Source organism: Microbacterium sp. GW823-FHT02G05 (genome assembly GCF_058797175.1).
In genome coordinates this window covers 1,377,958-1,401,218 of sequence record NZ_JBXAJK010000001.1, presented here as the reverse complement: position 1 = coordinate 1,401,218, position 23,261 = coordinate 1,377,958, and the positions used below count along the sequence as shown (strand labels likewise).

At 65.8% G+C, this 23,261-nt stretch carries 33 protein-coding genes; 4 read left to right on the top strand and 29 right to left on the bottom strand.

What is annotated here, in order from left to right; translation table 11 throughout:
• The first annotated feature begins 51 nt into the window (after window positions 1-51).
• Complete coding sequence (locus tag AC1REM_RS06700; RefSeq protein WP_492513923.1) at window positions 52-1,923, top strand: DUF4012 domain-containing protein; 1,872 nt, start codon at window positions 52-54, stop codon at window positions 1,921-1,923.
• A 9-nt stretch (window positions 1,924-1,932) separates the two neighbouring features.
• Here AC1REM_RS06700 and AC1REM_RS06695 read toward each other — a convergent pair whose 3' ends face one another.
• Window positions 1,933-2,601: an endonuclease/exonuclease/phosphatase family protein gene (locus AC1REM_RS06695; RefSeq protein ID WP_492513922.1), complete on the bottom strand. Its 669-nt coding sequence runs from the start codon at window positions 2,599-2,601 to the stop codon at window positions 1,933-1,935.
• 86 nt (window positions 2,602-2,687) lie between these two features.
• A complete protein-coding gene (truA, locus tag AC1REM_RS06690) occupies window positions 2,688-3,536 on the bottom strand; it encodes a tRNA pseudouridine(38-40) synthase TruA (protein WP_492513921.1) in 849 nt (282 codons plus the stop codon).
• 134 nt (window positions 3,537-3,670) lie between these two features.
• Between truA and AC1REM_RS06685 the strand changes: the two genes are divergently transcribed.
• Window positions 3,671-5,602, top strand: a complete 1,932-nt coding sequence (locus AC1REM_RS06685) for an acyltransferase family protein (protein WP_492513920.1) — start codon at window positions 3,671-3,673, stop codon at window positions 5,600-5,602.
• Here AC1REM_RS06685 and AC1REM_RS06680 read toward each other — a convergent pair.
• Window positions 5,587-6,051 carry a GtrA family protein gene (locus AC1REM_RS06680; RefSeq protein WP_492513919.1) on the bottom strand — a complete coding sequence of 155 codons (465 nt, stop codon included), beginning with the start codon at window positions 6,049-6,051 and terminating at the stop codon, window positions 5,587-5,589. The two genes, AC1REM_RS06685 and AC1REM_RS06680, sit on opposite strands and share 16 nt — an antisense overlap.
• 78 nt (window positions 6,052-6,129) lie before the next feature.
• On the opposite strand from AC1REM_RS06680, the gene AC1REM_RS06675 reads away from it, so the two are divergent.
• Window positions 6,130-6,930: a glycosyltransferase family 2 protein gene (locus AC1REM_RS06675; protein WP_492513918.1), complete on the top strand. Its 801-nt coding sequence runs from the start codon at window positions 6,130-6,132 to the stop codon at window positions 6,928-6,930.
• A complete protein-coding gene (locus tag AC1REM_RS06670; protein WP_492513917.1) occupies window positions 6,927-8,378 on the top strand; it encodes a hypothetical protein in 1,452 nt (483 codons plus the stop codon). Before AC1REM_RS06675 ends, AC1REM_RS06670 begins: the two co-directional genes overlap by 4 nt.
• A gap of 360 nt (window positions 8,379-8,738) precedes the next feature.
• On the opposite strand, the gene rplQ is transcribed toward AC1REM_RS06670, so the two are convergent.
• From rplQ to rplB, 26 genes are all read right to left on the bottom strand, one after another.
• Window positions 8,739-9,251, bottom strand: a complete 513-nt coding sequence (gene rplQ, locus AC1REM_RS06665; RefSeq protein WP_204939168.1) for a 50S ribosomal protein L17 — start codon at window positions 9,249-9,251, stop codon at window positions 8,739-8,741.
• Window positions 9,252-9,285: 34 nt separating this feature from the next.
• Window positions 9,286-10,275, bottom strand: coding sequence for a DNA-directed RNA polymerase subunit alpha (locus AC1REM_RS06660; protein WP_204939167.1), 990 nt, complete (start codon window positions 10,273-10,275; stop codon window positions 9,286-9,288).
• A gap of 139 nt (window positions 10,276-10,414) precedes the next feature.
• Entirely contained in the window at window positions 10,415-10,813 is a 399-nt protein-coding gene (gene rpsK, locus AC1REM_RS06655) for a 30S ribosomal protein S11 (RefSeq protein ID WP_071644012.1), read from the bottom strand.
• A gap of 31 nt (window positions 10,814-10,844) precedes the next feature.
• Window positions 10,845-11,219 (bottom strand): 30S ribosomal protein S13, encoded by a 375-nt coding sequence (gene rpsM / locus AC1REM_RS06650; protein WP_204939166.1) that lies wholly within the window; start codon window positions 11,217-11,219, stop codon window positions 10,845-10,847.
• 156 nt (window positions 11,220-11,375) lie between these two features.
• Window positions 11,376-11,492 carry a 50S ribosomal protein L36 gene (gene rpmJ / locus AC1REM_RS06645; protein ID WP_005050492.1) on the bottom strand — a complete coding sequence of 39 codons (117 nt, stop codon included), beginning with the start codon at window positions 11,490-11,492 and terminating at the stop codon, window positions 11,376-11,378.
• Window positions 11,493-11,571: 79 nt separating this feature from the next.
• Entirely contained in the window at window positions 11,572-11,793 is a 222-nt protein-coding gene (gene infA, locus AC1REM_RS06640) for a translation initiation factor IF-1 (RefSeq protein ID WP_102191677.1), read from the bottom strand.
• 161 nt (window positions 11,794-11,954) lie between these two features.
• On the bottom strand, window positions 11,955-12,623 hold the full coding sequence (locus AC1REM_RS06635) for a DsbA family protein (protein WP_492513916.1): 669 nt from the start codon (window positions 12,621-12,623) through the stop codon (window positions 11,955-11,957).
• A gap of 144 nt (window positions 12,624-12,767) precedes the next feature.
• The gene (gene map, locus AC1REM_RS06630; RefSeq protein WP_492513915.1) at window positions 12,768-13,616 is read right to left on the bottom strand and encodes a type I methionyl aminopeptidase; all 849 of its coding nucleotides are present in this window, start codon (window positions 13,614-13,616) and stop codon (window positions 12,768-12,770) included.
• Between the two features lie 3 nt (window positions 13,617-13,619).
• Window positions 13,620-14,234 (bottom strand): adenylate kinase, encoded by a 615-nt coding sequence (locus AC1REM_RS06625; protein ID WP_492513914.1) that lies wholly within the window; start codon window positions 14,232-14,234, stop codon window positions 13,620-13,622.
• Window positions 14,234-15,556 (bottom strand): preprotein translocase subunit SecY, encoded by a 1,323-nt coding sequence (gene secY, locus AC1REM_RS06620; RefSeq protein ID WP_204939162.1) that lies wholly within the window; start codon window positions 15,554-15,556, stop codon window positions 14,234-14,236. Before secY ends, AC1REM_RS06625 begins: the two co-directional genes overlap by 1 nt.
• 100 nt (window positions 15,557-15,656) lie before the next feature.
• A complete protein-coding gene (gene rplO, locus AC1REM_RS06615) occupies window positions 15,657-16,274 on the bottom strand; it encodes a 50S ribosomal protein L15 (RefSeq protein ID WP_492513913.1) in 618 nt (205 codons plus the stop codon).
• Window positions 16,274-16,459, bottom strand: coding sequence for a 50S ribosomal protein L30 (gene rpmD / locus AC1REM_RS06610; protein WP_204939161.1), 186 nt, complete (start codon window positions 16,457-16,459; stop codon window positions 16,274-16,276). The genes rplO and rpmD overlap by 1 nt, the downstream gene beginning before the upstream one ends.
• Complete coding sequence (rpsE, locus tag AC1REM_RS06605; protein WP_271171506.1) at window positions 16,459-17,118, bottom strand: 30S ribosomal protein S5; 660 nt, start codon at window positions 17,116-17,118, stop codon at window positions 16,459-16,461. Before rpsE ends, rpmD begins: the two co-directional genes overlap by 1 nt.
• A 20-nt stretch (window positions 17,119-17,138) precedes the next feature.
• Window positions 17,139-17,498: a 50S ribosomal protein L18 gene (gene rplR, locus AC1REM_RS06600; RefSeq protein ID WP_204939159.1), complete on the bottom strand. Its 360-nt coding sequence runs from the start codon at window positions 17,496-17,498 to the stop codon at window positions 17,139-17,141.
• Between the two features lie 2 nt (window positions 17,499-17,500).
• The gene (gene rplF / locus AC1REM_RS06595) at window positions 17,501-18,037 is read right to left on the bottom strand and encodes a 50S ribosomal protein L6 (RefSeq protein ID WP_492513912.1); all 537 of its coding nucleotides are present in this window, start codon (window positions 18,035-18,037) and stop codon (window positions 17,501-17,503) included.
• A 6-nt stretch (window positions 18,038-18,043) separates the two neighbouring features.
• The gene (gene rpsH / locus AC1REM_RS06590) at window positions 18,044-18,442 is read right to left on the bottom strand and encodes a 30S ribosomal protein S8 (RefSeq protein WP_204939157.1); all 399 of its coding nucleotides are present in this window, start codon (window positions 18,440-18,442) and stop codon (window positions 18,044-18,046) included.
• A 132-nt stretch (window positions 18,443-18,574) separates the two neighbouring features.
• The gene (gene rplE / locus AC1REM_RS06585; protein ID WP_204939156.1) at window positions 18,575-19,165 is read right to left on the bottom strand and encodes a 50S ribosomal protein L5; all 591 of its coding nucleotides are present in this window, start codon (window positions 19,163-19,165) and stop codon (window positions 18,575-18,577) included.
• Window positions 19,165-19,524 (bottom strand): 50S ribosomal protein L24, encoded by a 360-nt coding sequence (gene rplX / locus AC1REM_RS06580; protein WP_492513911.1) that lies wholly within the window; start codon window positions 19,522-19,524, stop codon window positions 19,165-19,167. Before rplX ends, rplE begins: the two co-directional genes overlap by 1 nt.
• A 2-nt stretch (window positions 19,525-19,526) precedes the next feature.
• Window positions 19,527-19,895, bottom strand: coding sequence for a 50S ribosomal protein L14 (rplN, locus tag AC1REM_RS06575; RefSeq protein ID WP_025102399.1), 369 nt, complete (start codon window positions 19,893-19,895; stop codon window positions 19,527-19,529).
• Entirely contained in the window at window positions 19,892-20,209 is a 318-nt protein-coding gene (gene rpsQ / locus AC1REM_RS06570; RefSeq protein WP_204939154.1) for a 30S ribosomal protein S17, read from the bottom strand. The genes rplN and rpsQ overlap by 4 nt, the downstream gene beginning before the upstream one ends.
• On the bottom strand, window positions 20,209-20,526 hold the full coding sequence (gene rpmC, locus AC1REM_RS06565) for a 50S ribosomal protein L29 (RefSeq protein ID WP_204939153.1): 318 nt from the start codon (window positions 20,524-20,526) through the stop codon (window positions 20,209-20,211). The genes rpsQ and rpmC overlap by 1 nt, the downstream gene beginning before the upstream one ends.
• On the bottom strand, window positions 20,526-20,945 hold the full coding sequence (gene rplP, locus AC1REM_RS06560; protein WP_204939152.1) for a 50S ribosomal protein L16: 420 nt from the start codon (window positions 20,943-20,945) through the stop codon (window positions 20,526-20,528). The genes rpmC and rplP overlap by 1 nt, the downstream gene beginning before the upstream one ends.
• Window positions 20,945-21,694 carry a 30S ribosomal protein S3 gene (rpsC, locus tag AC1REM_RS06555; protein WP_204939151.1) on the bottom strand — a complete coding sequence of 250 codons (750 nt, stop codon included), beginning with the start codon at window positions 21,692-21,694 and terminating at the stop codon, window positions 20,945-20,947. The genes rplP and rpsC overlap by 1 nt, the downstream gene beginning before the upstream one ends.
• Window positions 21,694-22,092, bottom strand: a complete 399-nt coding sequence (gene rplV, locus AC1REM_RS06550; RefSeq protein ID WP_204939150.1) for a 50S ribosomal protein L22 — start codon at window positions 22,090-22,092, stop codon at window positions 21,694-21,696. Before rplV ends, rpsC begins: the two co-directional genes overlap by 1 nt.
• 24 nt (window positions 22,093-22,116) lie before the next feature.
• The gene (gene rpsS, locus AC1REM_RS06545; RefSeq protein WP_492513910.1) at window positions 22,117-22,398 is read right to left on the bottom strand and encodes a 30S ribosomal protein S19; all 282 of its coding nucleotides are present in this window, start codon (window positions 22,396-22,398) and stop codon (window positions 22,117-22,119) included.
• A gap of 12 nt (window positions 22,399-22,410) precedes the next feature.
• Complete coding sequence (gene rplB / locus AC1REM_RS06540; protein ID WP_204939149.1) at window positions 22,411-23,250, bottom strand: 50S ribosomal protein L2; 840 nt, start codon at window positions 23,248-23,250, stop codon at window positions 22,411-22,413.
• Window positions 23,251-23,261: the final 11 nt, after the last annotated feature.

The following is a 23,261-nucleotide window of genomic DNA, read 5'->3' as shown; positions in this document are numbered from 1 at the left end:
AGCGTGACGGCGCGCATCACTCCCCCAGGCATCCCTCCTAGACTCGTTCCCGTGACCACCCGCCGAGAAGCCCGTGAAGCGCGCGCGTCCGCCGCAGCACCGCAGCCGACAACCGCCGACTCTTCTCCTGCCCCGATGGATCGGCACGAAGACGCTCCCCGCGCGGCGAAACGCCCCCTCCTTCGTCGTGCCGCGTTCTGGGTCCCGGTGTCTCTCGTGCTGGTGCTCCTCGTGGTCGGAGCCATCGGCGCGGTGACCGCCAAGCAGCTCTATGACGATGCCATGTCTGCCAAGAACGATCTCGAGCGAGCGCTGCCGCTCGTCGAGAACGTTCAGACGAGCATGCTCTCCGGCGACTCCGCCGCAGCCAAGGCCACGGCCGACCAGATCGCCGAGCTGACGGCATCCGCGGCGAAGAAGACGAGTGGCGACCTCTGGCGTACCGCGGAGTCCATCCCCGTCGCCGGCCCCAACCTCGCTGCCGTTCGGGTCGCCGCGGCGTCCGCCGACGCACTCGTGCGCGACGCGGTCGTCCCGCTGACCTCGCTCGGCCTGGATGCGCTGCTCCCTCAGAACGGTACGATCAACCTCGCAGGCCTGAACGACCTCGCCCTGATCGTCGAATCTGCGACGGCGACCGTCGCGTCCGTCCGCAGCGACCTCGACGCGATCGACCGCGCCCCTCTGATCGACCAGGTCGCTGGCGCGGTGACGAAGCTCGAGGCGGGCCTCGACAAGATCGACCCCTATCTGGAGCCCGTCAGCAACGTCTTGGCGATCCTGCCGAGGGCCCTGGGCAGCGACGGCCCCAGAAACTACCTCCTGCTCTTTCAGAACAACGCCGAGTCTCGCGGTACCGGTGGAAACCCCGCGGCGATCGCTGTCCTCACCGCGACGAACGGAGCAATCGCGCTCGGAGGCCAGGCGAGCTCAGCGGACTTCAACAACGGGCGCGTCGAACCGATCACACCGCTCAATCCCGAGACGGTGGCGATCTACGGCGACAAGATCGGACGATTCGTGCAGGATGTCACGCTCTCGCCGGACTTCACCGAGTCCGCGCAGATCGTCAGGGCGTTCTGGGCGGAGTCCTTCGGCACGCCCGTCGACGGAGTGGCCTCGTTCGATCCCGTCGCGCTGAGCTACCTGCTCCAGGCCACGGGCCCGGTCCTGTTGCCCACGGGCGAGACGCTCACCGCAGAGAACGCGGTACCGATGCTCCTGAGCGACGTGTACTCCATGTATCCCGACCCCGAGATGCAGGATCTCTTCTTCGCAGGCGCTGCCGGAGCTGTGTTCAGTGCGCTGCTGCAGAACAGCCCGGATCCGCGCATGCTCATCCAGATGCTCGTGAAGGCTGCCGACGAGGGCCGTCTGCTGTATGCCCCCGGCGATCCCGCCGAAGCCGAGCTCATCGCCGGCACCGAGGTCGCAGGACAGCTCCCCGCGGACAATGCCGAGTCGACCGTCCTCGGCGCCTACGTCAACGACATCACCGAGGGAAAGCTCGACTACTACCTGCAGCTCGATCTCACCGCGCAGTGCTCCGCCGCGGAGCCCGCCGGCTACACGATCGCCGCCACGCTCACGAACACGCTCACCCCCGAGCAGGCACAGGACCTGGCCGTGTACGTGGCACCCGGACGCTTCTTCCCCAAGGGCGACATCTCCACCGACCTCGTCCTCTATGGCCCTGCCGGATCGCAGTTCATCTCGGCGACGTTCGACGGCGCCCCGGTATCCGTCACCCCCATGCCTCACCTCGGACGCACAGCCGTCAAGGTCAACGTGCTCACACAGCCCGGCGTGGCGCATTCGGTGTCTGCCACATTCGCGAAGCCCGAGGGCGCGACGGGGCCGGTCGAAGTGCGTCACACGCCGATGGTGCGGGCGACGCCGGTCACCATCACGCAGTGCGGGTAGTGCCGCCCCCTAGTCCGCTTCGACCTCGACGACGACCGGACGGTGGTCACTGACGCCCTGTGGAAGGGTCTGCATCCGGTCGATGCGGAATCCGGTGGATGTTGCGAAATCATAGTGACCTCGGAACACGCGGTAGCGCGTGTAGGTGTGGTCATCACTGAGCGTCATGGCATATCCATGCCGACTAATGTTCTGACTCAGGTTCTCTTTGAAGACGGGATAGTTGTAGTCGCCCATCATGAGGATCGGCAGGCCTGTTCCCAACTCGGCGAGCGCATCGAGGGCCGCGCGGATCTGATGGCGGCGCAGCGAATTGAGCGCCGTGAGCGGTGCGGCGTGGAAGGACGCCACGACGAATGCTCGACCCGAATCGATGTCTCGCAGTCGCGCACCCAGCACCCGCTCATGGGCAGGCCTCAGGACTCGGTCGTGCAGTGATTTCTTCAGTCCGACCGTACGCACGTCTTCGACGTGGAACATCGCGGTCCGCGAGTACAGCGCGAGACCCAATCGGTTTCCCTGCGTCGCATCCACGAGCTTCAGCGAGCCGATCCGCTCAGGCAGGCTGCTCGTGAGGCATTCCTGAAGGCAGAGCAGATCGGGGTCGTGTTGCTCAACGAGCGCAACGAGCTCGTCGGCTGCCTTGTGCTTTCGCAGGTTGTACGAGATGACCTTCATTTGCCACCCACGCTACTCCGGTTGGCACCCCGGAGAAGGGGGTTGCGACTTTTCGTGTCGCTGTGCTTGCGCACCCGCAGTGCCGGTCAGTCTCCGCCCAGATCGCGGCGTGCCCGGGTCTGCTCAGCACGCTGGGCGAGCAGCGAGGCGTCCGGATATCCGACCTCACTCAGGGTGAGCCCGCGGGCGGCGAGCACCTTGAACTCGCTCGTCCGCTCGAGTCGGTCGCGCAGGGCCGCGACGTCCTCCACGTTCAGACGCCCTTCGCCCACCGCGGCGCACGCGCCGACGAGCGCGCGCACCATGCTGTGACAGAAGGCATCCGCCTTCACGTGAGCGACGAGCACACCGCGCTCGTCGCGCCGCCAGCGGTAGTCGAGGAGAGTCCGGATCGTGGTCGCCTCCTCGCGCGCCTTGCAGTACGCGGCGAAGTCGTGCAGTCCGATGAGACTCTGCGCCGCGGCATCCATCGCATCGACATCCAAGGTGCCCTTGATCGACGTCGTGTTGTGTCGTGCGAGCGGATGGTATCCCGCCACATCGTCGGCGAGCCGATACTCGTAGCGACGCCAGACCGCTGAGAAGCGAGCGTCGAAACCCTCCGGCGCTTCGGATGACGCGAGCACCGCGACATCCGAATAGGCGCCGAGCACTCCGCGCAGCCTGCTGGCGAGAGCAGCCGCGGCGCTGTCCTCGGGCACACCGCGGCGCGCCTTCACACGCTCCCACTGGGCTTCGTCGAGATCGACATGCGCGACCTGCCCTGTGGCATGCACGCCGGCATCCGTGCGGCCTGCGACGACCAGCCGCACATCCGAGCCCACGATCCGCGCGAGGGCCGCCTCCAGCGTGCCCTGTACGCTGCGCAGCTGCGGCTGGCGCGCCCACCCTCGAAAATGGGTGCCGTCATAAGAGATGTCCAGGCGGATGCGCACGTTTCAGGGTATCGCGCGCAGCATTCACGGATGCCGTCCCTCCCACCGCTTTCAGGCTCACGACGTACACTGGGGCATTCCCCGCGCGCACTCCCTGCGCCGCCGCACGCCCTCGTCGAGACCGCTTCGAATCCATGTCCTCACTGCGCCCCGCACGCTATCCCGGGCTCGATGGTCTCCGCGCGATCGCCGTCACCCTCGTGGTCATCTATCACCTGTTCCCGGGCTCGATCCTGCGCAGCGGGTTCGTCGGTGTCGACGTCTTCTTCGTGGTCAGCGGCTTCCTCATCACCTCTCTGCTTCTGCAGCCGTCGGCGGTCGGTCGTCTCGGCTCGCGGGCGTCCCTCGTCGATTTCTGGACGCGCCGTGCCCGCCGTCTCCTTCCCGCACTCGGCCTCGTGGTCACCGTCTGCGCAACCGTCGCGTGGCTGATCGGTGGTGATGTTCTCGTCGACCTCGGACGCCAGGTGCTGGGGGCGGCGACTTTCAGCTACAACTGGGTCGCGCTCGGCGCCGGCTCGGACTACTTCACCGCGACGAGCCCTGAGCTGTTCCGCAATCTGTGGTCGCTCGCCGTCGAAGAGCAGTTCTACGTGCTGTGGCCGCTTCTTCTTCCGCTGCTTCTGCTGATCCCGCGCACCTGGGCACGCATCGCTCTCGTGCTGGTCGCTGCCGCCGGATCCGCGTGGTGGATGGCACAGCTCTCCAGCGGCGGCGCCGTCACCCGCGGCTACTACGGCACCGACTCGCACGCCTTCGGAATCCTGCTCGGCGTTGCCCTCGCGTTCGCGGGCATCGGACGCATCGAACGAGAGTGGATGCGGCGCCCCGCCGCTCGGCGCGCCGCCACCGCCTTGGGTGGTGTGGGCCTCGCGGCGATCGTCGCATCCGCTCTGCTCCCCGAGACCGCGGATGCTGCGAGCTTCCCGGGCACGCTGCTGCTGGCGAGCCTCGGGACCGTCGCGGTCATCGCGGCATCAGCATGGCCAGCGACCCGCTTCGGTGCGCGTCTCGACATCGCGCCGCTGCGCTGGGTCGGTGACCGTTCCTATGGCATCTACCTCTGGCACTGGCCGGCGCTCGTCCTCATCGTCGCAGCGACCAGCCGCGGCAGCGTCGATCTTCACGTCCCGCCTATCGCGGCGGTCGTGACCCTGCTGCTCACGCTCCTGCTCGCGGCCCTCTCCTATCGCTACATCGAGATGCCGATCCGTCGGCGCGGTCTCCGCGTCTCCGCGCGCAGTCTCGTCCGCGCCTTCGGCGGACGCCCCGCGCGCCGCTTCATCGCTCTGACGATCTCGGCCGTGGTCGTGGCCTCCGTCGCCGGTACCGTCGCCTCGATCACGAGTGCACCCGCCGAGTCGTCAGCAGCAGCCAGCATCCGCGCGGGCCAGGACGCCCTGGATGCGGCGGCATCCGCCACGCCCACCCAGACACCGAATCCCAGCGACGCCCTCACAGGCGGCCTGCCGGGCGCACCCGAACCGACGACTGCACCCGTCGCACATGGCCCGGAGATGGTTGCGATCGGCGACTCCGTCATGCTCGCCTCCGCGCCAGCGCTGCTCGCGCGCTTTCCCGGCATCGCCGTTGACGCCGAGGTCTCCCGCTCGATGTGGGCGGGTACCGACATCGTGGCAGGCCTGGCCTCGGCAGGAGAGCTCCGCGAGACCGTCGTCGTCGGGCTCGGCACCAACGGTGCAATCGAGCAGGAAGCCCTCGACCGGATCGCTGCGAGTGTGAGCCCCAAGCGCGACCTCATCCTCGTGAACGCCTACGCGCCGCGGGACTGGATTCCCGGCGTCAACGAACAGCTCACCGCGTTCGCCGATGCCCGCGTCGGCGTCGTCGTCGCCGACTGGTCCGCCGCCATCGCCGCACGCACCGACCTGCTCGCAGAAGACCTTGTGCACCCCGGAGACAGCGGAGGCGAGCTCTTCGCGGACGCTGTCGACAAGGCGCTCCGGGATGTCACCGTCGAGCGACGCGAAGCAAAGGAGCGTGAGAAGGCGGCAGCGTCACTGCTGCATGACGTGCGCACGGCGCTGCATCAGCTCGCGGGCTGATCGGTCTCCGGCTTCGGCGCCACGCGAAACACCACCCAGTGATACATCGCGAACCGCACCAGGACGATGATGCCGATGCTGAAGAGGTTCACGATGTTGACCGCGAACGCGCCGGGCTCATGACCCAGGACGCCGCGCAGCGCCTCGACACCCGCCCAGACGAGAGCGGCCCCCAAGCCGGTGCACACGAGGTTCGTGAGCAGGAACCAGAACAGTTCCGACATGCGTCCGCGACGATCCCGATGGCGGAACGCCCATTCCCGGTTGCCGATGTAGGCATTGACGAGGGCGACGAGTGACGCGGCGATCTTGGCGGCGACGAGATCCCAGCCGAAGACGTAGACCAGCAAGTTGAAGACGCCGACCTCGATGAGGGTGCTCACGCCGCCGACGATGAGGAAACGGGTACCGACGCCAGCGATACGGCGAACCTGAGAGAGGCGATTCATGACTCCCATAGAATACTCGAAGTGCTCCAGCGCAGTTCGGGCGCCCCGCGCCGCCACCTTCTTTCCTGAGGATCCGGTTTGTCGATTCCCCATCTTGTCGTTGTGATGCCCGCTTTCAACGAGGCCGAAGGCATCGCCGGGTTCATCGACGAGATCCGCGACAACGTCGCGCCGCTCGCCGAGCGCCTCACGTTCGTCGTCGCCGACGACCAGTCCACGGACGCGACGACCTCCGTGCTTGAGGGCATCCCCGATGTGCAGGTCGAACGTCAGGCGGTCAACCGCGGCCACGGCCCCACAGCGCTCGCAGCGTACCGTGCCGGGCTCGCCCTCTCCCCTGATGTCCTCGTGCACGTCGACGGAGACGGGCAGTTCCTCGGGACGGACTTCCCCCCGCTGCTGCGGGCCCTCGCAAGTGCAGACGCCGATGTCGTCCACGGCGTCCGCGGCGGCCGCACGGACCCCTGGTACCGCAAGACGCTCACCGGATGCGTGCGCCTGCTCGTCGCACTCGCTGCCGGGCGCGGCGTCCCTGACGTCAACACGCCGCTCCGCGCTTACCGGCCTGAGATCGCGCAGGCCCTCGTCGCCGCCGTCCCCGAAGAAGCGCTCGTGCCCCACGTGCACTTCTCGCTCGCCGAGGTGCATAGCGATTTCACCGTCCGCTACGTCCGCGTGCGCAGCATCCCGCGTCGCGGGTCCTCCGCGACCGGAACCATGTGGGGCCGTGGCCCACGCATCGCCTTGCCCCCTGCCCGGCTTCGTCGATTCGCGGTCGACGCACTCGGCGAGGTGTGGCGCACGTCGCTCTCGCCCACGGCACCATTGCGGGGTATCCGTCTGATCCCGGATGCTCCGGCGAAACGCACGCAGCCATGATGCGTCGTCTCTCCGGCAGCCTGTTCTGGGCGATCCTCGCCGCCCTCGTCGTCGCGAACGTCGTGGTCTGCTGGCAGAGCCTCACAACGTACCGCTTCTGGGAAGACGAAGCCTTCAACCTCACGGTGCCACGCAACCTGCTCGCCGGCCTCGGCTACACGAGTGACGGTGCGCTCTCCGGTTCCACGCTCACGCCCTTCGATCCGCGCATCTCCACCGGGGCCTCCGTGCTGCTGCCTGTGGCGCTCGTCCTGGCGACCGGCATCGACCCCGTCATCGGGGCACGGCTGATCCCGCTGCTGTATTGGATGCTCCTGCTCGCAGGGCTCTGGATTCTCGGCCGTCGCATCGCCGGCCGCTGGGGCGCCCTCGTCGCCATCGCCGCGCCGCTGGCGTTCCAGACCGGGCTGAGCTTCTCCCCCATTCAAGGTCCGGCTGACCTGCTCGGCGAGATCCCCGCGGCCGCACTCATCGTCTGGGCGTTCATCGTGCTGCCTCGCCGCGCCTGGCTGGCGGGTCTCCTGTTCGGCCTCGCGTTGCAGGCGAAGCTCATCGCGCTCATCGCCCTCCCTGCGTTCGCCGTCGCGCTCTGGGCGCTGACGCCCGGACGCGGATGGGCTCGGATCGGCGCGACGGCTCGACGCAGCATCCTGCCGCTTGTGCTGACGGCAGCCCCGACTCTCCTCATGGAGGTCGCGGCGTTCCTCACTCTGGGCGTGACGGGCTACGTGCGTCATCTCCGGGCACTCGGCGGGTTCCTGCTCAGCGGCGGCCAGAGCGAGAGCCCCACGACCGTGTTCCAGAAGCTCTCGACGCTCGCGGAGTCCTGGTTCGTGGCTCCGTGGATCATCGCGATCGGCGTGCTGCTCGCCGCGGCAGTGATCATCGTCGCGCTGCGCGCACGCACACAGCCGCTCTCACCGGAGCTCCTCGCGCTCGCACTCGGCGCCGTGGTCGGGCTCGTCATGTTCGTCGGCTGGTGGGCCCAGGCCGCCCACACACCACTCTGGGTGCGCCACCCCGCGCCAGGAGTCTTCGCTTTCGCCCCCATCCTCGCCGCATTCGTCGTGCGCGCGCTGCAGACCTCCTGGCGCAAGGGTTCGTTCCCGCGGCGACTTCTCGCCGGCGCGATGACGGCTGCTCTCGTCGTCACGCTCGGGGGTGCAGCGGCCTTGCATGTCCAGTCAGCGCTCTCGCCACGCGGCGAGACTCTGCAGGCGCAGCGCGCGGGTGTCGAGCCGCTTCGCGCCTGGGTCACGGACTACAACGTTCCCTGGCTCGCCGCGAATCCCTGGGGTGGCCCTGTGTCTGCCGTCGTTCTCAGCGGGGCGCATCTCGGCCTCTTCGACGCTCCGGCGATGAAGGACGTCCCTCAGCTCACGACCGGCTCCTGCGCGCACGGCGAACCGCTGGTGGACAGCGGCGCCTATCGCATCTGCGCCCCCTGATCCCGACTCAGGGGCCGCAGGCGCCGAGACCGCAGGCGTCTGCACCTCAGGCCCGCGCGGCGCCCGCGCTTCAGGGCCCGCAGCGTCACCTCAGGCCGCGGCGTCCGCCTCGGAGCCCGCGCCTGAGCTCTGAGGCGCCGTTCGAATTCGGCACGATCGTGCCTTCGTCTCGGAGGATATCTCCGGTTGCCCCCAGCATCCGACCAGCCCACGCCTCGAACCGCGGCCATCTACCCGGTCGCCACTCACGCCTCGAGCCTTGCCCATGAGCCCAGCAGCCACCCACGCCTCTGCACCGAGAAACGACGAAGCCCGCCACCCCGGAATGGGGTGACGGGCTTCGTGACGAGGTGGTGAGTATTACTCAGCCTTCTCCTCGGCGGGTGCCTCTGCAGCAGCGGTCTCCTCGACCGGCGCCTCGACGACCTCTTCCGCCGGAGCCTCTTCGACGACCTCGGCCTTGGGAGCCTTGGCGGCCGGAGCAGCCTTCTTGGCCGACTTCGCCTTCGGCGCGACGGGCTCGAGAACGAGCTCGATCACGGCCATGGGGGCGTTGTCACCCTTGCGGTTGCCGACCTTCGTGATGCGGGTGTAGCCGCCCTCACGCTCAGCGACCAGCGGTGCGATCTCGGCGAAGAGGACGTGGACGGCCTCCTTGTTGCGCAGGATCGACAGGGCGCGACGACGCGCGTGCAGGTCGCCGCGCTTGCCGAAGGTGACGAGGCGCTCGGCCAGCGGACGAAGGCGCTTGGCCTTGGTCTCGGTCGTGCGGATCGACTTGTTGGTGAAGAGGGCTGCCGCGAGGTTCGCGAGAAGCAGACGCTCGTGTGCGGGGCCGCCTCCGAGACGGGGACCCTTGGTGGGCTTAGGCATAGTGATCTAACTCCTGGTCAGAAGGGTCGGTAATTCAGTAGGACTCGTCTTCGGAGCCGCCGTAGAAGTGGGCGCCGTCGAAACCGGGCACCGAATCCTTGAGCGACAGGCCGAGCGACACGAGCTTGTCGCGCACCTCGTCCACCGACTTCTGTCCGAAATTGCGGATGTTCATGAGCTGCGTCTCCGAGAGGGCGACGAGCTCAGACACCGTGTTGATGCCCTCACGCTTGAGGCAGTTGTACGAACGCACCGACAGATCGAGGTCCTCGATCGGCATCGACAGTTCGTTCGAGAGAACAGCTTCGACCGGCGCGGGGCCGATCTCGATGCCCTCAGCCTCGACGTTCAGCTCGCGAGCGAGGCCGAACAGCTCGGTCAGGGTGCGACCAGCCGATGCGACGGCGTCGCGCGGCAGGATCGACGACTTGGTCTCGACATCCAGCACCAGCTTGTCGAAGTCGGTGCGCTCACCGGCACGAGTCGCCTCGACACGGTAGCTGACCTTGAAGACCGGCGAGTAGATCGAGTCGATCGGCACCTGGCCGGCCTCGGCGTACTCGTTGCGGTTCTGCGCGGCCGAGACGTAGCCACGGCCGCGCTCGATCGTCAGCTCCAGCTCGAACTTCGCGGTGTCGTTGAGGGTCGCGATCACGAGCTCGGGGTTGTGCACCTCGACGCCCGCAGGAGCCGAGATGTCGGCTGCGGTGACCTCGCCGGCACCCGTCTTACGCAGGTATGCCGTGATGGGCTCGTCGCGCTCTGAGGAGACGACCAGCTGCTTGATGTTCAGGATGATCTCAGTGACATCTTCCTTGACACCGGGGATGGTGCTGAACTCGTGCAGAACGCCATCGAGGCGGATGCTGGTGACTGCCGCGCCGGGGATCGACGACAGCAGGCTACGACGCAGCGCGTTGCCGATCGTGTACCCGAATCCGGGCTCGAGCGGCTCGATGACGAACCGGCTACGGTTCTCGGCGATCTTTTCCTCGGTGAGAGTGGGACGCTGTGCAATGAGCACTATGGTTCCTTTCGATCACGTGCCCGCTATATGACACGTGCGGTGAGTGAGGTTTTGAATTGTGTACGGGCACGGAGGCCCGGAAGATCAACCAGAGTTGCCGGGGATGCTCGAAAGCACCCCCGGCAACGGCCGGAAATCAGACGCGGCGACGCTTCGGCGGACGGCAGCCGTTGTGTGCCTGCGGCGTGACGTCCTGGATCGAACCGACCTCGAGGCCAGCGGCCTGCAGCGAACGGATCGCCGTCTCGCGACCCGAACCCGGGCCCTTCACGAAGACGTCGACCTTCTTGACGCCGTGCTCGGCAGCCTGGCGGGCAGCCGACTCGGCAGCCATACCAGCGGCGTAGGGCGTCGACTTGCGCGAGCCCTTGAAGCCCACGCCACCCGACGAGGCCCAGCTGATGACAGCGCCGGACGGGTCGGTGATCGAAACAATGGTGTTGTTGAACGTCGACTTGATGTGGGCCTGGCCCAGCGCGATGTTCTTCTTTTCCTTGCGGCGCGGCTTGCGCGCGGCGGCCTTGGGTGCAGCCATGAAAGTGTTCTCCTAGTCCCTTGGCCGCTACTTAGCGGGCCTTCTTCTTGCCAGCGACGGTGCGCTTCGGGCCCTTGCGGGTACGAGCGTTGGTCTTGGTGCGCTGGCCACGGACCGGAAGACCACGGCGGTGGCGGAGGCCCTCGTAGGAGCCGACCTCGACCTTGCGGCGGATGTCTGCAGCAACCTCGCGGCGAAGGTCACCCTCCACCTTGTAGTTGCCCTCGATGTAGTCGCGCAGTGCGATGAGCTGGTCGTCGCTAAGGTCCTTGACGCGGATCGACTCGTCGATCTCGGTGGCCTTGAGGATCTCGACCGAACGGGTACGGCCAACGCCGTAGATGTAGGTAAGTGCGATCACCACGCGCTTGTCGCGCGGGATGTCAACGCCGGCAAGACGTGCCATGCGGTTCTCCTGGGATGTGTAGAGGTGTGGGGCAGAACATGGACCCGAGCCTCTGTCTCGAGGTGTCTTCCGCTGGTGCGGATTCTTAGCTCTGCCTGATGCGTGTTCAGTTGTGAGTCAGATCTGAAGAGACCCTGTCGGCGTCGCCGACGGGGATCAGCCCTGGCGCTGCTTGTGGCGCGGGTTGCTCTTGCAGATCACCATGACGCGGCCGTGACGACGGATCACCTTGCAGTGATCGCAGATGGGCTTGACGCTGGGGTTGACCTTCATGATGTTTCCTGTTCGCTGTCTTCGTACTCGCTGCTGTGCTCGCGAAGAGCGCAGCCGAGAGTCGTTACTTCTCGACCGATTAGCGGTAGCGGTAGACGATACGACCGCGAGTGAGGTCGTATGGAGAGAGCTCCACGACCACACGGTCTTCGGGGATGATGCGGATGTAGTTCTGCCGCATCTTGCCGGAGATCGTTGCAAGGACCTTGTGACCGTTGGCCAACTCAACGCGGAACATCGCGTTGGGAAGAGCCTCGGAGATCACGCCCTCGATCTCGATGACACCGTCTTTCTTAGCCATAGCCTCGCTGACGCTTCTGCAGATCGGTCGATCTGCGGTGGGTGATGGATGGTGGTGCACACCTGTCGGACACGCCGAACAAAGGCGCAAGGCACCAAGGATCTATGTTATCTGACAGTGGGCGGTCCGGCAAGCCGGGACCGTCCACTGTCAGACCGCGACTACTTGAGAGAGCTGAAGAGCTCCGGCATGCGGGTGCTGAGGTCCTTGTTCTCAAGACGCTCGCCGTCGATCTCCACGGTCGGCGTGCCGCGGATCTCGTGTGCCTGCGCCTGCTGCACGCCGAGCTTCTTGTAGGTGCCATCCGCGATGCAGTCCACAGCGGCATCCGCGCCGGCTTCCTTGGCGATCTCGGCAAGAGCTGCGTCATCCAGGCCCGAGGAAGCTTCCTGAGGCTGGTTCGCGAACAGCAGGTTCATGAAGTCGAGGGCAGCGTCCGGAGCCTTCTCCGCGACGCAGTACATCGCACCGGCTGCGCGGGACGAATAGTTGGTGCCCTGCGAAAGGTGGTCGAGGATCGCGATCGGGTGCACGTTGAGTGTGATCTGGTCGTTTGCCGCTGCGTCCTGCAGCTCGCCGCCGTACTGCTGCTCGAAAGCGTTGCAGGCGGGGCACATGAAGTCGAGGAAGGTGTCGACGACCTTCTCGCCGGTACCGAACGTGATCGCGCCGGTCTCCTGGTTGATGATCTCTGCCTTGGGCATCTCTGCCGGTGCGGTCGCCTGGTTGTTCAGGTTGACGACGACTGCGCCAAGGCCCACGAGGGCGACGACGACGACCGCCGAGATGATGATGGCAAACCAGTTGGTCTTGCCCTTCGCTGCAGCCACGTGCAATCCGTTCTCTCGTTCAGCGCGCCAGTGGCGCAGTTGTCAACATTTTCGCGCAAAACCCTATGCCCCGCTTGTGAACGCGACAAAGGCGTGGACAAACAGAGAACGCCACCCCGCAGGATGGCGTCTCTGGAGAACAACTCAGGCGATGGGTGTCGGCATGACACCGAAAGGCGCCAGCCCCGTAGCACCGCCGTCTGGCGCCGTCAGCACCCAGATGCCGCCTTCGTGCACGGCGACGCTGTGCTCCCAGTGCGAGCCGTCAGAGCCGTCGATCGTCGAGACCGTCCAGTCATCGTCTTCGATGAACGTCTCTTCGCCACCCGCGGTCACCATCGGCTCCACCGCCATGACCAGGCCGGGACGAACCTCGGCGCCGGGGTTGGGCGTGCGGTAGTTGAACAGGCTCGGCGCCTCGTGCATCTTGCGACCGATCCCGTGCCCGACATACTCGCGAAGGATTCCGTACGTCTCCCCCGATACCGCTGAGGGCCCCTGCGCCTCGATGTAGCCCTGGATCGCGGCCCCGACATCACCCAGGTGGCGTGCCGTCGCGAACGAGGCGATTCCGGCCCACATGGAGCCTTCCGTCACACGAGAGAGCTCTTCCCGGCGCGCGATGAGATCGGGGCGCTCCGGATCCGGGACGACCACCGTGATCGCGCTGTCACCGTTCCACCCTTTGAACTGGGCGCCGCAGTCAACGGAGACGATGTCTCCGGGCTCGACCACCCGTGAACCAGGGATGCCGTGCACGACCTGCTCATTGACCGAGATGCACGTCGTGTGGTGGTAGCCACGCACGAGCTTGAAGTTCGACTCTGCACCACGCGCGACGATGATGCGCGACGCCTCGGCATCGATCTCGGCCGTCGTCACCCCAGGCCGGATGAGCGCACGCACGCCCGCCAGAGCCTCTGCGGTGATAAGGCCGGGTTCGGCCATCGCCCGCAACTGCGCGGGGTTCTTGTAGATGGAGCGGCGGAACACTGCTTAGACCGCGGCAGCCGGTGCGAGGCCACGAGCCTCGAGCGCGGCGAGGATGCGTTCGGTGATCTCGTCGAGGTCGCCCGCGCCGTCGATCCGGTCGACGATGCCACGAGCGCCGTACACCTCGAGAATCGGAGCGGTCTCCTTCTCGTAGATGTCGAGACGCTTTGCGATGGCCTCTTCGTTGTCGTCCGAGCGCCCCTGCTCTACAGCACGGAGACTCAGGCGCGCGATGCTCTCTTCGCGGGCGACGTCCAGAAGGATGACGGCGTCGAGAGCGGCATCGCTCTCCGCGAGGAAAGCGTCGAGGTCGGCGACCTGGGCCGCGTTGCGCGGGTAGCCATCGAGGAGGAAACCGCGTGCAGCATCCGCCTGCTGAAGACGATCGCGAACGATCGCGCCCGTCAGCTCGTCAGGCACGAGGTCGCCACGGTCGAGGATCTCGGTGACCTGTCGGCCGAGCTCGGTGCCCTCTTTGATGTTGGCGCGGAAGATGTCGCCGGTCGAGACGACGGGGACACCGAGCGCTTCAGCGATGCGGATGCCCTGCGTGCCCTTACCGGAGCCCTGAGGCCCAACGATGAGCAGACGAGCGGTCGTGGCGGAAGTGGATGCCATTAGCGGAGGAGCCCTTCGTAGTGGCGCTGCTGCAGCTGCGCGTCGATCTGCTTGACCGTCTCGAGACCGACACCGACGATGATCAGGATCGATGCGCCACCGAACGGGAAGTTCTGGTTGGCGCCGATCGTGGCCAGCGCGACGAGCGGGATCAGAGCGATGAGACCGAGGTAGATGGAACCGGGGAACGTGATGCGGGTCAGCACGTAGTCGAGGTACTCCGCGGTCGGGCGACCGGCGCGGATGCCCGGGATGAATCCGCCGTACTTCTTCATGTTGTCTGCGACCTCGACCGGGTTGAAGGTGATCGCCACGTAGAAGTAGGTGAAGCCGATGATCAGGAAGAAGTACACGGCCATGTACAGCGGGTGATCGCCCGTCGTCAGGTACTGCGAGACCCACGTGACCCACGCCGGCGGCGTCGAGCCGTCCTGCGGGGTGTTGAACTGCGCGATCAGCATCGGGATGTAGAGCAGCGACGAGGCGAAGATGACCGGGATCACACCAGCCATGTTGACCTTGATCGGGATGTAGGTGTTCGTGCCGCCATAGGTGCGGCGCCCCACCATGCGCTTGGCGTACTGGACAGGCACGCGACGCTGTGACTGCTCGACGAAGACCACGAGGGCCATGACGACGATGCCGACGGCGAGGACGAGGAGGAAGACCTCGAAGCCGCGCGACTCCCAGATGACGCCCATGGCACCGGGGAACGTCGCAGCGATCGACGTGAAGATGAGCAGCGACATGCCGTTGCCGATGCCGCGCTCGGTGACGAGCTCGGCGAACCACATGATGAGGCCGGTACCGGCGGTCATCGTGATGATCATGAGCAGCTGCGCCCACCACACATCGTTGGTCAGGAGCTGCTGGCACGCGGCGAAGTCGGTCTGGCCGAACAGCTGTCCGCTGCGCGCGACCGTGACCAGAGTCGTCGACTGCAGCAGCGCGAGAGCGATCGTGAGGTAGCGGGTGTACTGCGTCAGACGCGACTGACCAGCCTGCCCCTCTTTGTGGAGCGCCTCGAAGTGCGGGATGACAACGCGCAGCAGCTGGGTGATGATCGTCGCGGTGATGTACGGCATCACACCGAGGGCGAAGATCGACAGCTGCAGCAGAGCACCGCCGGAGAAGAGGTTGACAAGGCCCAGGAGCCCATCCGTGCCGCTGTTGAGCGCCAAACACTCCTCGACGTTCGGGAAATTCACGAACGGAGCAGGGATCGTCGAACCGAGGCGGTAGATGGCGATGATCGCCAGCGTGAAACCGATCTTCCGACGCAGGTCTGGCGTGCGGAAGATCCGCGCGATAGCGCTAAACAAAAGCGGGCCTCCTGAAGGGGATGCCGTCGACGAAGACGGCTGAAACACCAGGGTAACGCAAGAGGGGCCGGAGATTCTCCGGCCCCTCTCGACTTGTGTACTACTTGACCGAACCGCCAGCGGCAACGATCTTCTGCTCAGCCGAGCCGGAGACCTTGTCCACTGCCACGTTCAGCTTCACGGCGATGTCGCCGTTGCCCAGAACCTTGACCTTCTCGTTCTTGCGAACGGCACCCTTCGCGACGAGGTCGCTGACGGTGACATCGCCACCGGCCGGGTAGAGCTCCGCGAGCTTCTCCAGGTTCACGACCTGGTACTCGACGCGGAACGGGTTCTTGAAGCCACGCAGCTTCGGGGTGCGCATGTGCAGAGGCATCTGCCCACCCTCGAAGCCGACGCGCACGGTGTTGCGGGCCTTCGTGCCCTTCGTGCCACGGCCTGCCGTCTTACCCTTCGAGCCCTCACCGCGGCCGACACGAGTCTTGGCGGTGTTGGCGCCGGGGACCGGACGCAGGTGGTGAACCTTCAGAACGCTGGGGCGCGACGCCGGAGCATCCGCCTCGGCCTTCTTCGCGGCGGGCTTCTTCGCAGCAGCCGGCTTCGCAGCGGCCTTTGCGGGAGCCTTCTCCGCAGCGGGCTTCTTCGCGGCAGCTGCCTTGGGAGCAGCGGCCTTCTTCGGGGCCTTCTCGGCCTCGACGGCTTCGTTCTTCTCAGCCATTAGTCGATCTCCTCAACCTTGACGAGGTGAGCAACGGTCTTGACGTAACCGCGCACCTGCGCGTCGTCGGGACGGACGACCGAGTCGCCGATCCGCTTGAGACCGAGGCTGCGCAGCGTGTCGCGCTGGTTCTGCTTCTCGCTCACCTTGGACTTGATCTGCGTGACCTTGAGCCGAGCGGCCATCAGGCACCTACCTTCTGCGCGGCGGCGGCAGCAGCTGCCTTCGCCTCGTTACGGATGATGATCTCCGGCACGACAGCGTCGTACTCGAGACCACGACGTGCGGCGACGGCGCGAGGCTCCTCAAGGCTCTTCAGAGCCGCGACGGTCGCGTGCACGATGTTGATCGTGTTCGACGAACCGAGCGACTTCGACAGCACGTCGTGGATACCGGCGCACTCGAGCACGGCGCGAACCGGACCACCGGCGATAACACCGGTACCGGCAGCGGCCGGACGAAGCAGCACGACACCTGCAGCGGCCTCACCCTGCACCGGGTGCGGGATGGTGGAGGCGACGCGGGGAACGCGGAAGAAGTTGCGCTTGGCCTCTTCAACACCCTTCGAGATCGCGAGGGGAACCTCACGAGCCTTGCCGTAGCCGACGCCGACCAGGCCGTTGCCGTCACCGACGACCACGAGAGCGGTGAAGCTGAAGCGACGACCACCCTTCACGACCTTCGACACACGGTTGATGGTCACGACGCGCTCGAGGAACTGGTTGTCCCCACGGTCGCGCGAGTTGCGGTCGCGGCTCTGGCCACGGTCGCGTCCTCCGCGGCGGCCTTCGCGCTGATCGCGCGCGGGCTCTGCCTCGGTGGCGGCGGGAGCCGTCTCGGTCACTTCAGTCTCCTTGATGTCACTCACAGTGCCAGCCCCCCTTCACGGGCGCCATCGGCGATAGCGGCGACACGACCGGCGTAGCGGTTGCCACCACGGTCGAACACAGCCTCGGAAATGCCGGCAGCCTTCGCACGCTCGGCGACGAGCTCGCCAACCTTGCGGGCCTTGGCGGTCTTGTCACCCTCGATGGCGCGAACGTCGTTCTCGAGAGTCGATGCGGATGCCACAGTGTGGCCCTTGCTGTCGTCGACCAGCTGCACGAAGACGTGGCGGGCCGAACGGTTGACGACCAGACGCGGACGCAGCTCGGTGCCGACGACCTTCTTGCGAAGGCGTGCGTGGCGACGCGCGCGGGCGACGGACTTTGACTTCACAGCCATGGTTACTTACCAGCCTTTCCGGCCTTGCGACGCACGACCTCGCCGGCGTAACGCACACCCTTGCCCTTGTAGGGCTCGGGCTTGCGGATCTTGCGGATGTTCGCTGCGGCCTCGCCGACAGCCTGCTTCGAGATGCCGCTGACGGTGAGCTTGTTGTTGCCCTCCACCGTCAGGGTGATGCCCGCCGGCGGGTCCACGAGGACCGGGTGCGAGAAGCCGAGAGCGAACTCGACCGAGCCGCCCTTCTGCATCACGCGGTAACCGGTGCCGACAACCTCAAGGCCCTTGGTGTAGCCCTGGGTGACACCGATGATGTCGTTGTTGATCAGCGTGCGGGTGAGGCCGTGGAGCGAACGCGACTCGCGCTCGTCGTCGGGACGGGTGACCAGAACCTGGCTGCCCTCGACGGCGACCTGAATGGGGGATGCGACCGGAAGGGTGAGTTCACCCTTGGGGCCCTTGACCGAAACCACACCGTCGTTGACCGTGATGGTCACGCCGGCGGGAATGTCGATGGGAAGACGTCCAATACGCGACATTTTGGATTACCACACGTAGGCGATGACTTCTCCGCCCACGCCCTTCGTCTCAGCCTGACGGTCGGTGAGGAGACCGGAGGAGGTGGACAGGATCGCGACGCCGAGGCCACCGAGGACCTTGGGGAGCTCGGTCGACTTCGCGTACACGCGGAGACCGGGCTTCGACACGCGCTTGATGCCGGCGATCGAACGCTCGCGGTTGGGACCGTACTTCAGCGAGATGGTGAGGTTCTTGCCGACGCGTGCATCGGTGACCTCCCATCCAGCGATGTAGCCCTCCTGCTGGAGGATCGCGGCGATGTTCGTCTTGAGCTTGCTCGACGGCATGGACACAGAGTCGTGGTGCGCCGAGTTCGCGTTGCGCAGACGGGTCAGCAGATCTGCGACCGGGTCTGTCATTGTCATGGTGTTTTCCTTTGTTCAAGAGGTTTCGGCTGCCGTTACACGACAGACGACCTGCTCTGAAGCAGCAATCTTCAATTGTACGTGCCATCCAGCGGGCCCGATGACACGTGGTCACCGGGCCCGCTGAGAGTGCTACGCCTGTGCGTCCTCGGACTTGAAGGGGAAGCCGATGTGACGCAGCAGTGCGCGTCCTTCGTCATCCGTCTTCGCCGAGGTCACGACAGTGATGTCGAAACCGCGAACGCGGTCGATCTTGTCCTGATCGATCTCGTGGAACACGCTCTGCTCCTGGAGACCGAAGGTGTAGTTGCCGTTTCCGTCGAACTGCTTCGCCGAGAGGCCGCGGAAGTCGCGGATACGGGGAAGAGCCAGCGAGACGAGACGGTCCAGGAACTCCCAGGCACGGTCGCCACGCAGCGTGACGTGTGCACCGATCGCCTGCCCCTCACGCAGCTTGAACTGCGCGATGGACTTGCGAGCCTTGGTGACGATCGGCTTCTGGCCGGTGATCTTGGTGAGGTCGTCGATCGCGCCCTCGATCACCTTGCTGTCACGAGCCGCTTCACCGACACCGGTGTTCACGACGACCTTGACCAGGCCAGGAATCTGCATGACGTTCGCATAGCCGAACTCTTCCTGCAGCTTCTGCTGGATCTCAGCCTTGTACTTCTGCTTCAGGCGCGGCTGGATCTTGCCAGCCGGCGCGGCAGCGTTGGTGCTCATCAGAGGTCCTTACCGCTCTTCTTGGCGTAGCGCACGCGGACGGTGCGCTTGACGCCGTCCTTCACCTGCTCCTCGACGCGGTGACCGACACGGGTCGGCTTCTTGGTCGAGGGGTCGACGACGGCGACGTTCGAGATGTGGATGGGAGCCTCGATGGTCTCGAGGCCGCCCGTCTTCGTGCCACGCTGCGTCTGGCCGACGCGGGTGTGCTTGGTGACGTAGTTGACGCCCTCGACGACAACGCGGTTCTGCTCGGTCAGGATCTCGAGGACCTTGCCCTGCTTGCCGCGGTCGCCGCCCTTGTCCTGCTTGCGTCCGGTGATGACCTGAACCAGGTCACCCTTCTTGATGTTCGCCATAGTTAAATGACCTCCGGTGCCAGCGAGACGATCTTCATGAACTTCTTGTCACGAAGCTCACGGCCGACCGGGCCGAAGATACGGGTGCCGCGGGGCTCCCCGTCGTTCTTCAGGATGACGGCAGCGTTCTCGTCGAACTTGATGTACGAGCCGTCGGGACGGCGCGTCTCTTTCTTGGTGCGGACGATGACCGCCTTGACGACATCACCCTTCTTGACGTTTCCGCCGGGGATCGCGTCCTTGACCGTGGCGACGATCGTGTCACCAAGACCGGCGTAACGGCGGCGCGAGCCACCGAGAACGCGGATGGTGAGCAGTTCCTTCGCGCCGGTGTTGTCGGCGACCTTGAGGCGTGACTCCTGCTGGATCACTTGGCCTTCTCCAGAATCTCCACCAGACGCCAGCGCTTCGTGGCGCTGAGCGGGCGGGTCTCGTTGATGAGGACGAGGTCACCGATGCCGGCCGAGTTGGACTCGTCGTGCGCCTTGACCTTCGAGGTGCGGCGAATGACCTTGCCGTAAAGCGGGTGCTTCACGCGGTCTTCGACCTCGACGACGATGGTCTTGTCCATCTTGTCGCTGACGACGTAGCCACGACGCGACTTGCGGTAACCGCGAGCGTCGGCGTCGCGCACATCGTGCGCGGCGTGCTCAGCCTCGACGGCTGCTTCCTTCTTCGTGGCCATTACTCAGCCTTCCCTTCGGCGTCAGCCGAGGCATCCTCGGACTTCTTCGCCTTCGACTTGGTCGCCTTCTTGGCCGGAGCCTCGACCGGAGCCGGCGTCGCACGGATGCCGAGCTCACGCTCACGGATCACGGTGTAGAGGCGCGCGATGTCGCGCTTGACGGCGCGGATACGGCCGTGGCTCTCCAGCTGGCCGGTGGCCGACTGGAAACGGAGGTTGAACAGCTCCTCCTTGGCCTTGCGCAGCTCCTCAACGAGGCGCTGGTCTTCGAACGTGTCGAGCTCTGCCGGAGCGAGCTCCTTGGTGCCGATCGCCATTACGCGTCGCCCTCCTCGCGCTTGATGATGCGTGCCTTGAGCGGCAGCTTGTGAATGGCACGGGTCAGAGCCTCGCGTGCGAGCTCCTCGTTGACACCCGCGACCTCGAAGAGGACACGGCCCGGCTTGACGTTGGCGACCCACCACTCGGGGGAACCCTTACCGGAACCCATTCGGGTTTCGGCCGGCTTCTTCGTGAGCGGACGGTCGGGGTAGATGTTGATCCACACCTTTCCACCACGCTTGATGTGACGGGTCATCGCGATACGAGCGGACTCGATCTGACGGTTCGTCACGTAGGCGGGCGTCAGTGCCTGGATGCCGAACTCACCGAACGACACCTTGGTGCCACCGGTGGCCTGGCCAGCACGACCGGGGTGGTGCTGCTTGCGGTACTTGACCTTGCGGGGGATGAGCATTATGCCGACGCTCCTTCTGCCACAGGTGCCTCGTTGCGCGGGCCACGGCGACGGTCGCCACCACGGTCACGCGAAGGCTTCTGGTTTGCCTGCTCGCGAGCGAGCTCCTTGTTGGTGAGGTCGCCCTTGTAGATCCAGACCTTCACGCCGATGCGGCCGAAGGTGGTCTTCGCCTCGTAGAAGCCGTAGTCGATGTTCGCGCGCAGCGTGTGCAGCGGCACACGACCCTCGCGGTAGAACTCCGAGCGGCTCATCTCGGCGCCGCCGAGGCGGCCGGAGACCTGGATGCGGATGCCCTTGGCGCCAGCGCGCTGCGCGCCCTGAAGGCCCTTGCGCATCGCACGACGGAACGCCACACGAGCAGAGAGCTGCTCGGCGATGCCCTGTGCGACGAGCTGAGCGTCAGCCTCGGGGTTCTTGACCTCGAGGATGTTCAGCTGGATCTGCTTGCCCGAGAGCTTCTCGAGGTCGCCGCGGATGCGCTCGGCCTCGGCGCCACGGCGACCGATCACGATGCCCGGACGGGCGGTGTGAATGTCGACGCGGACGCGGTCACGGGTGCGCTCGATCTCGATGTTCGAGACACCGGCGCGGTCGAGCTGCGTCTGCAGCAACTGACGGATCTTGATGTCCTCGGCGACGTAGTCGGCGTAACGCTGGCCCGGCTTCGTCGAGTCCGAGAACCAACGCGACACGTGGTCGGTCGTGATTCCGAGGCGGAAGCCGTACGGGTTAACCTTCTGTCCCATTACTTGCTCGCCTTCTTGTTGCTTGCGGCGTCGGCGGTCTCAGCGACCTCCGGCGTCGAGAGCACGACCGTGATGTGGCTCGTGCGCTTCTTGATCTGGAAGGCGCGACCCTGTGCACGGGGCTGGAAACGCTTGAGCGTCGTGCCCTCGTCGACGTAAGCGTTGCTCACGTACAGGTCTGCCTCGTTCAGGTACTCGCCGTCGCGATCTGCCTTCACCTGTGCGTTGGCCATAGCCGAGTGCACGAGCTTGTAGATCGGCTCACTTGCGGCCTGCGGTGCGAACTTCAGGATCGCGAGCGCTTCCTGCGCCTGCTTTCCCTTGATGAGCGCAACGACGCGACGAGCCTTCTGAGGGGTCACGCGGATGTGTCGCACGCGTGCGATGGACTCCACCATTTCTCTCTCCTCTTTCGCCCCGCGTTAGCGGCGGCGGCCCTTCTTGTCGTCCTTCACGTGGCCGCGGAAGGTGCGGGTGGGCGCAAACTCGCCCAGCTTGTGGCCGACCATGGTCTCGGAGACAAACACGGGGATGTGCTTGCGACCGTCGTGGACCGCGATCGTGTGACCCAGCATCGCCGGGATGATCATCGATCGGCGCGACCAGGTCTTGATGACGTTCTTCGTACCCGCCTCGTTCTGGACGACAACCTTGCGAAGCAGGTGGTCATCGACGAAGGGGCCCTTCTTAAGACTGCGTGGCATCTTCCTCTACTCCTACTTGCGCTTCTTGCCAGCGGTACGGCGACGCACGATGTACTTGTCGCTTTCCTTGTTGGCGTGACGGGTGCGACCTTCTGCCTTACCCCAGGGGGTAACAGGGTGACGACCACCGGAGGTCTTACCCTCACCACCACCGTGCGGGTGGTCGACCGGGTTCATGGCGACACCACGCACGGTCGGGCGGACGCCCTTCCAGCGCATGCGGCCAGCCTTGCCCCAGTTGATGTTCGACTGCTCGGCGTTGCCGACCTCGCCGATGGTCGCGCGGCAGCGCGCATCGACGTTGCGGATCTCGCCCGAGGGCAGACGCAGCTGAGCGTAGGGGCCATCCTTGGCGACGAGACGGACGGATGCACCGGCCGAACGCGCCATCTTCGCGCCGCCACCGGGACGGAGCTCGATTGCGTGGATGACGGTACCCGTCGGGATGTTCTTCAGCGGGAGGTTGTTTCCCGGCTTGATGTCAGCGCTTGCGCCCGACTCGACGATGTCGCCCTGCTTGAGCTTCGCCGGCGCGAGGATGTAGCGCTTCTCGCCGTCGAAGTAGTGCAGCAGCGCGATGCGCGCGGTGCGGTTGGGGTCGTACTCGATGTGAGCGACCTTGGCGTTGACGCCGTCCTTGTCATTGCGACGGAAGTCGATGACACGGTACTGGCGCTTGTGGCCACCACCGATGTGACGGGTCGTGATGCGGCCCTGGTTGTTGCGACCACCGGTCTTCGAGAGCGGGCGGAGCAGCGACTTCTCGGGCGTCGATCGGGTGATCTCAGCGAAGTCAGCCACCGACGAGCCGCGACGGCCCGGGGTCGTGGGCTTGTACTTGCGAATAGCCATTATTAGTCCTT

What these genes read in the sequence shown, in the direction of transcription:
- rplR (WP_204939159.1), bottom strand. Translation starts at nt 17,498, where the DNA reads ATGGCTGTGAAGTCAAAGTCCGTCGCCCGCGCGCGTCGCCACGCACGC.
- rplP (WP_204939152.1), bottom strand. Translation starts at nt 20,945, where the DNA reads ATGCTCATCCCCCGCAAGGTCAAGTACCGCAAGCAGCACCACCCCGGT.
- rpmD (WP_204939161.1), bottom strand. Translation starts at nt 16,459, where the DNA reads ATGGCCGCTCGGCTCAAGGTCACGCAGATCAAGTCCAAGGTGAGCGAG.
- rplX (WP_492513911.1), bottom strand. Translation starts at nt 19,524, where the DNA reads ATGGCGAACATCAAGAAGGGTGACCTGGTTCAGGTCATCACCGGACGC.
- rplF (WP_492513912.1), bottom strand. Translation starts at nt 18,037, where the DNA reads ATGTCGCGTATTGGACGTCTTCCCATCGACATTCCCGCCGGCGTGACC.
- rpmJ (WP_005050492.1), bottom strand. Translation starts at nt 11,492, where the DNA reads ATGAAGGTCAACCCCAGCGTCAAGCCCATCTGCGATCACTGCAAGGTG.
- AC1REM_RS06695 (WP_492513922.1), bottom strand. Translation starts at nt 2,601, where the DNA reads ATGAAGGTCATCTCGTACAACCTGCGAAAGCACAAGGCAGCCGACGAG.
- rpsC (WP_204939151.1), bottom strand. Translation starts at nt 21,694, where the DNA reads ATGGGACAGAAGGTTAACCCGTACGGCTTCCGCCTCGGAATCACGACC.
- rpsH (WP_204939157.1), bottom strand. Translation starts at nt 18,442, where the DNA reads ATGACAATGACAGACCCGGTCGCAGATCTGCTGACCCGTCTGCGCAAC.
- AC1REM_RS06670 (WP_492513917.1), top strand. Translation starts at nt 6,927, where the DNA reads ATGATGCGTCGTCTCTCCGGCAGCCTGTTCTGGGCGATCCTCGCCGCC.
- rpsM (WP_204939166.1), bottom strand. Translation starts at nt 11,219, where the DNA reads ATGGCACGTCTTGCCGGCGTTGACATCCCGCGCGACAAGCGCGTGGTG.
- AC1REM_RS06685 (WP_492513920.1), top strand. Translation starts at nt 3,671, where the DNA reads ATGTCCTCACTGCGCCCCGCACGCTATCCCGGGCTCGATGGTCTCCGC.
- rpsQ (WP_204939154.1), bottom strand. Translation starts at nt 20,209, where the DNA reads ATGGCCACGAAGAAGGAAGCAGCCGTCGAGGCTGAGCACGCCGCGCAC.
- rplO (WP_492513913.1), bottom strand. Translation starts at nt 16,274, where the DNA reads ATGGCTGAGAAGAACGAAGCCGTCGAGGCCGAGAAGGCCCCGAAGAAG.
- AC1REM_RS06680 (WP_492513919.1), bottom strand. Translation starts at nt 6,051, where the DNA reads ATGAATCGCCTCTCTCAGGTTCGCCGTATCGCTGGCGTCGGTACCCGT.
- rplQ (WP_204939168.1), bottom strand. Translation starts at nt 9,251, where the DNA reads ATGCCTAAGCCCACCAAGGGTCCCCGTCTCGGAGGCGGCCCCGCACAC.
- AC1REM_RS06625 (WP_492513914.1), bottom strand. Translation starts at nt 14,234, where the DNA reads ATGGCATCCACTTCCGCCACGACCGCTCGTCTGCTCATCGTTGGGCCT.
- rpmC (WP_204939153.1), bottom strand. Translation starts at nt 20,526, where the DNA reads ATGGCGATCGGCACCAAGGAGCTCGCTCCGGCAGAGCTCGACACGTTC.
- rpsK (WP_071644012.1), bottom strand. Translation starts at nt 10,813, where the DNA reads ATGGCTGCACCCAAGGCCGCCGCGCGCAAGCCGCGCCGCAAGGAAAAG.
- rplV (WP_204939150.1), bottom strand. Translation starts at nt 22,092, where the DNA reads ATGGTGGAGTCCATCGCACGCGTGCGACACATCCGCGTGACCCCTCAG.
- rplB (WP_204939149.1), bottom strand. Translation starts at nt 23,250, where the DNA reads ATGGCTATTCGCAAGTACAAGCCCACGACCCCGGGCCGTCGCGGCTCG.
- rplE (WP_204939156.1), bottom strand. Translation starts at nt 19,165, where the DNA reads ATGAGCACCAACGCTGCCGCGCCGGCTGGCAAGATCCAGCCGCGCCTG.
- infA (WP_102191677.1), bottom strand. Translation starts at nt 11,793, where the DNA reads ATGGCTAAGAAAGACGGTGTCATCGAGATCGAGGGCGTGATCTCCGAG.
- rpsS (WP_492513910.1), bottom strand. Translation starts at nt 22,398, where the DNA reads ATGCCACGCAGTCTTAAGAAGGGCCCCTTCGTCGATGACCACCTGCTT.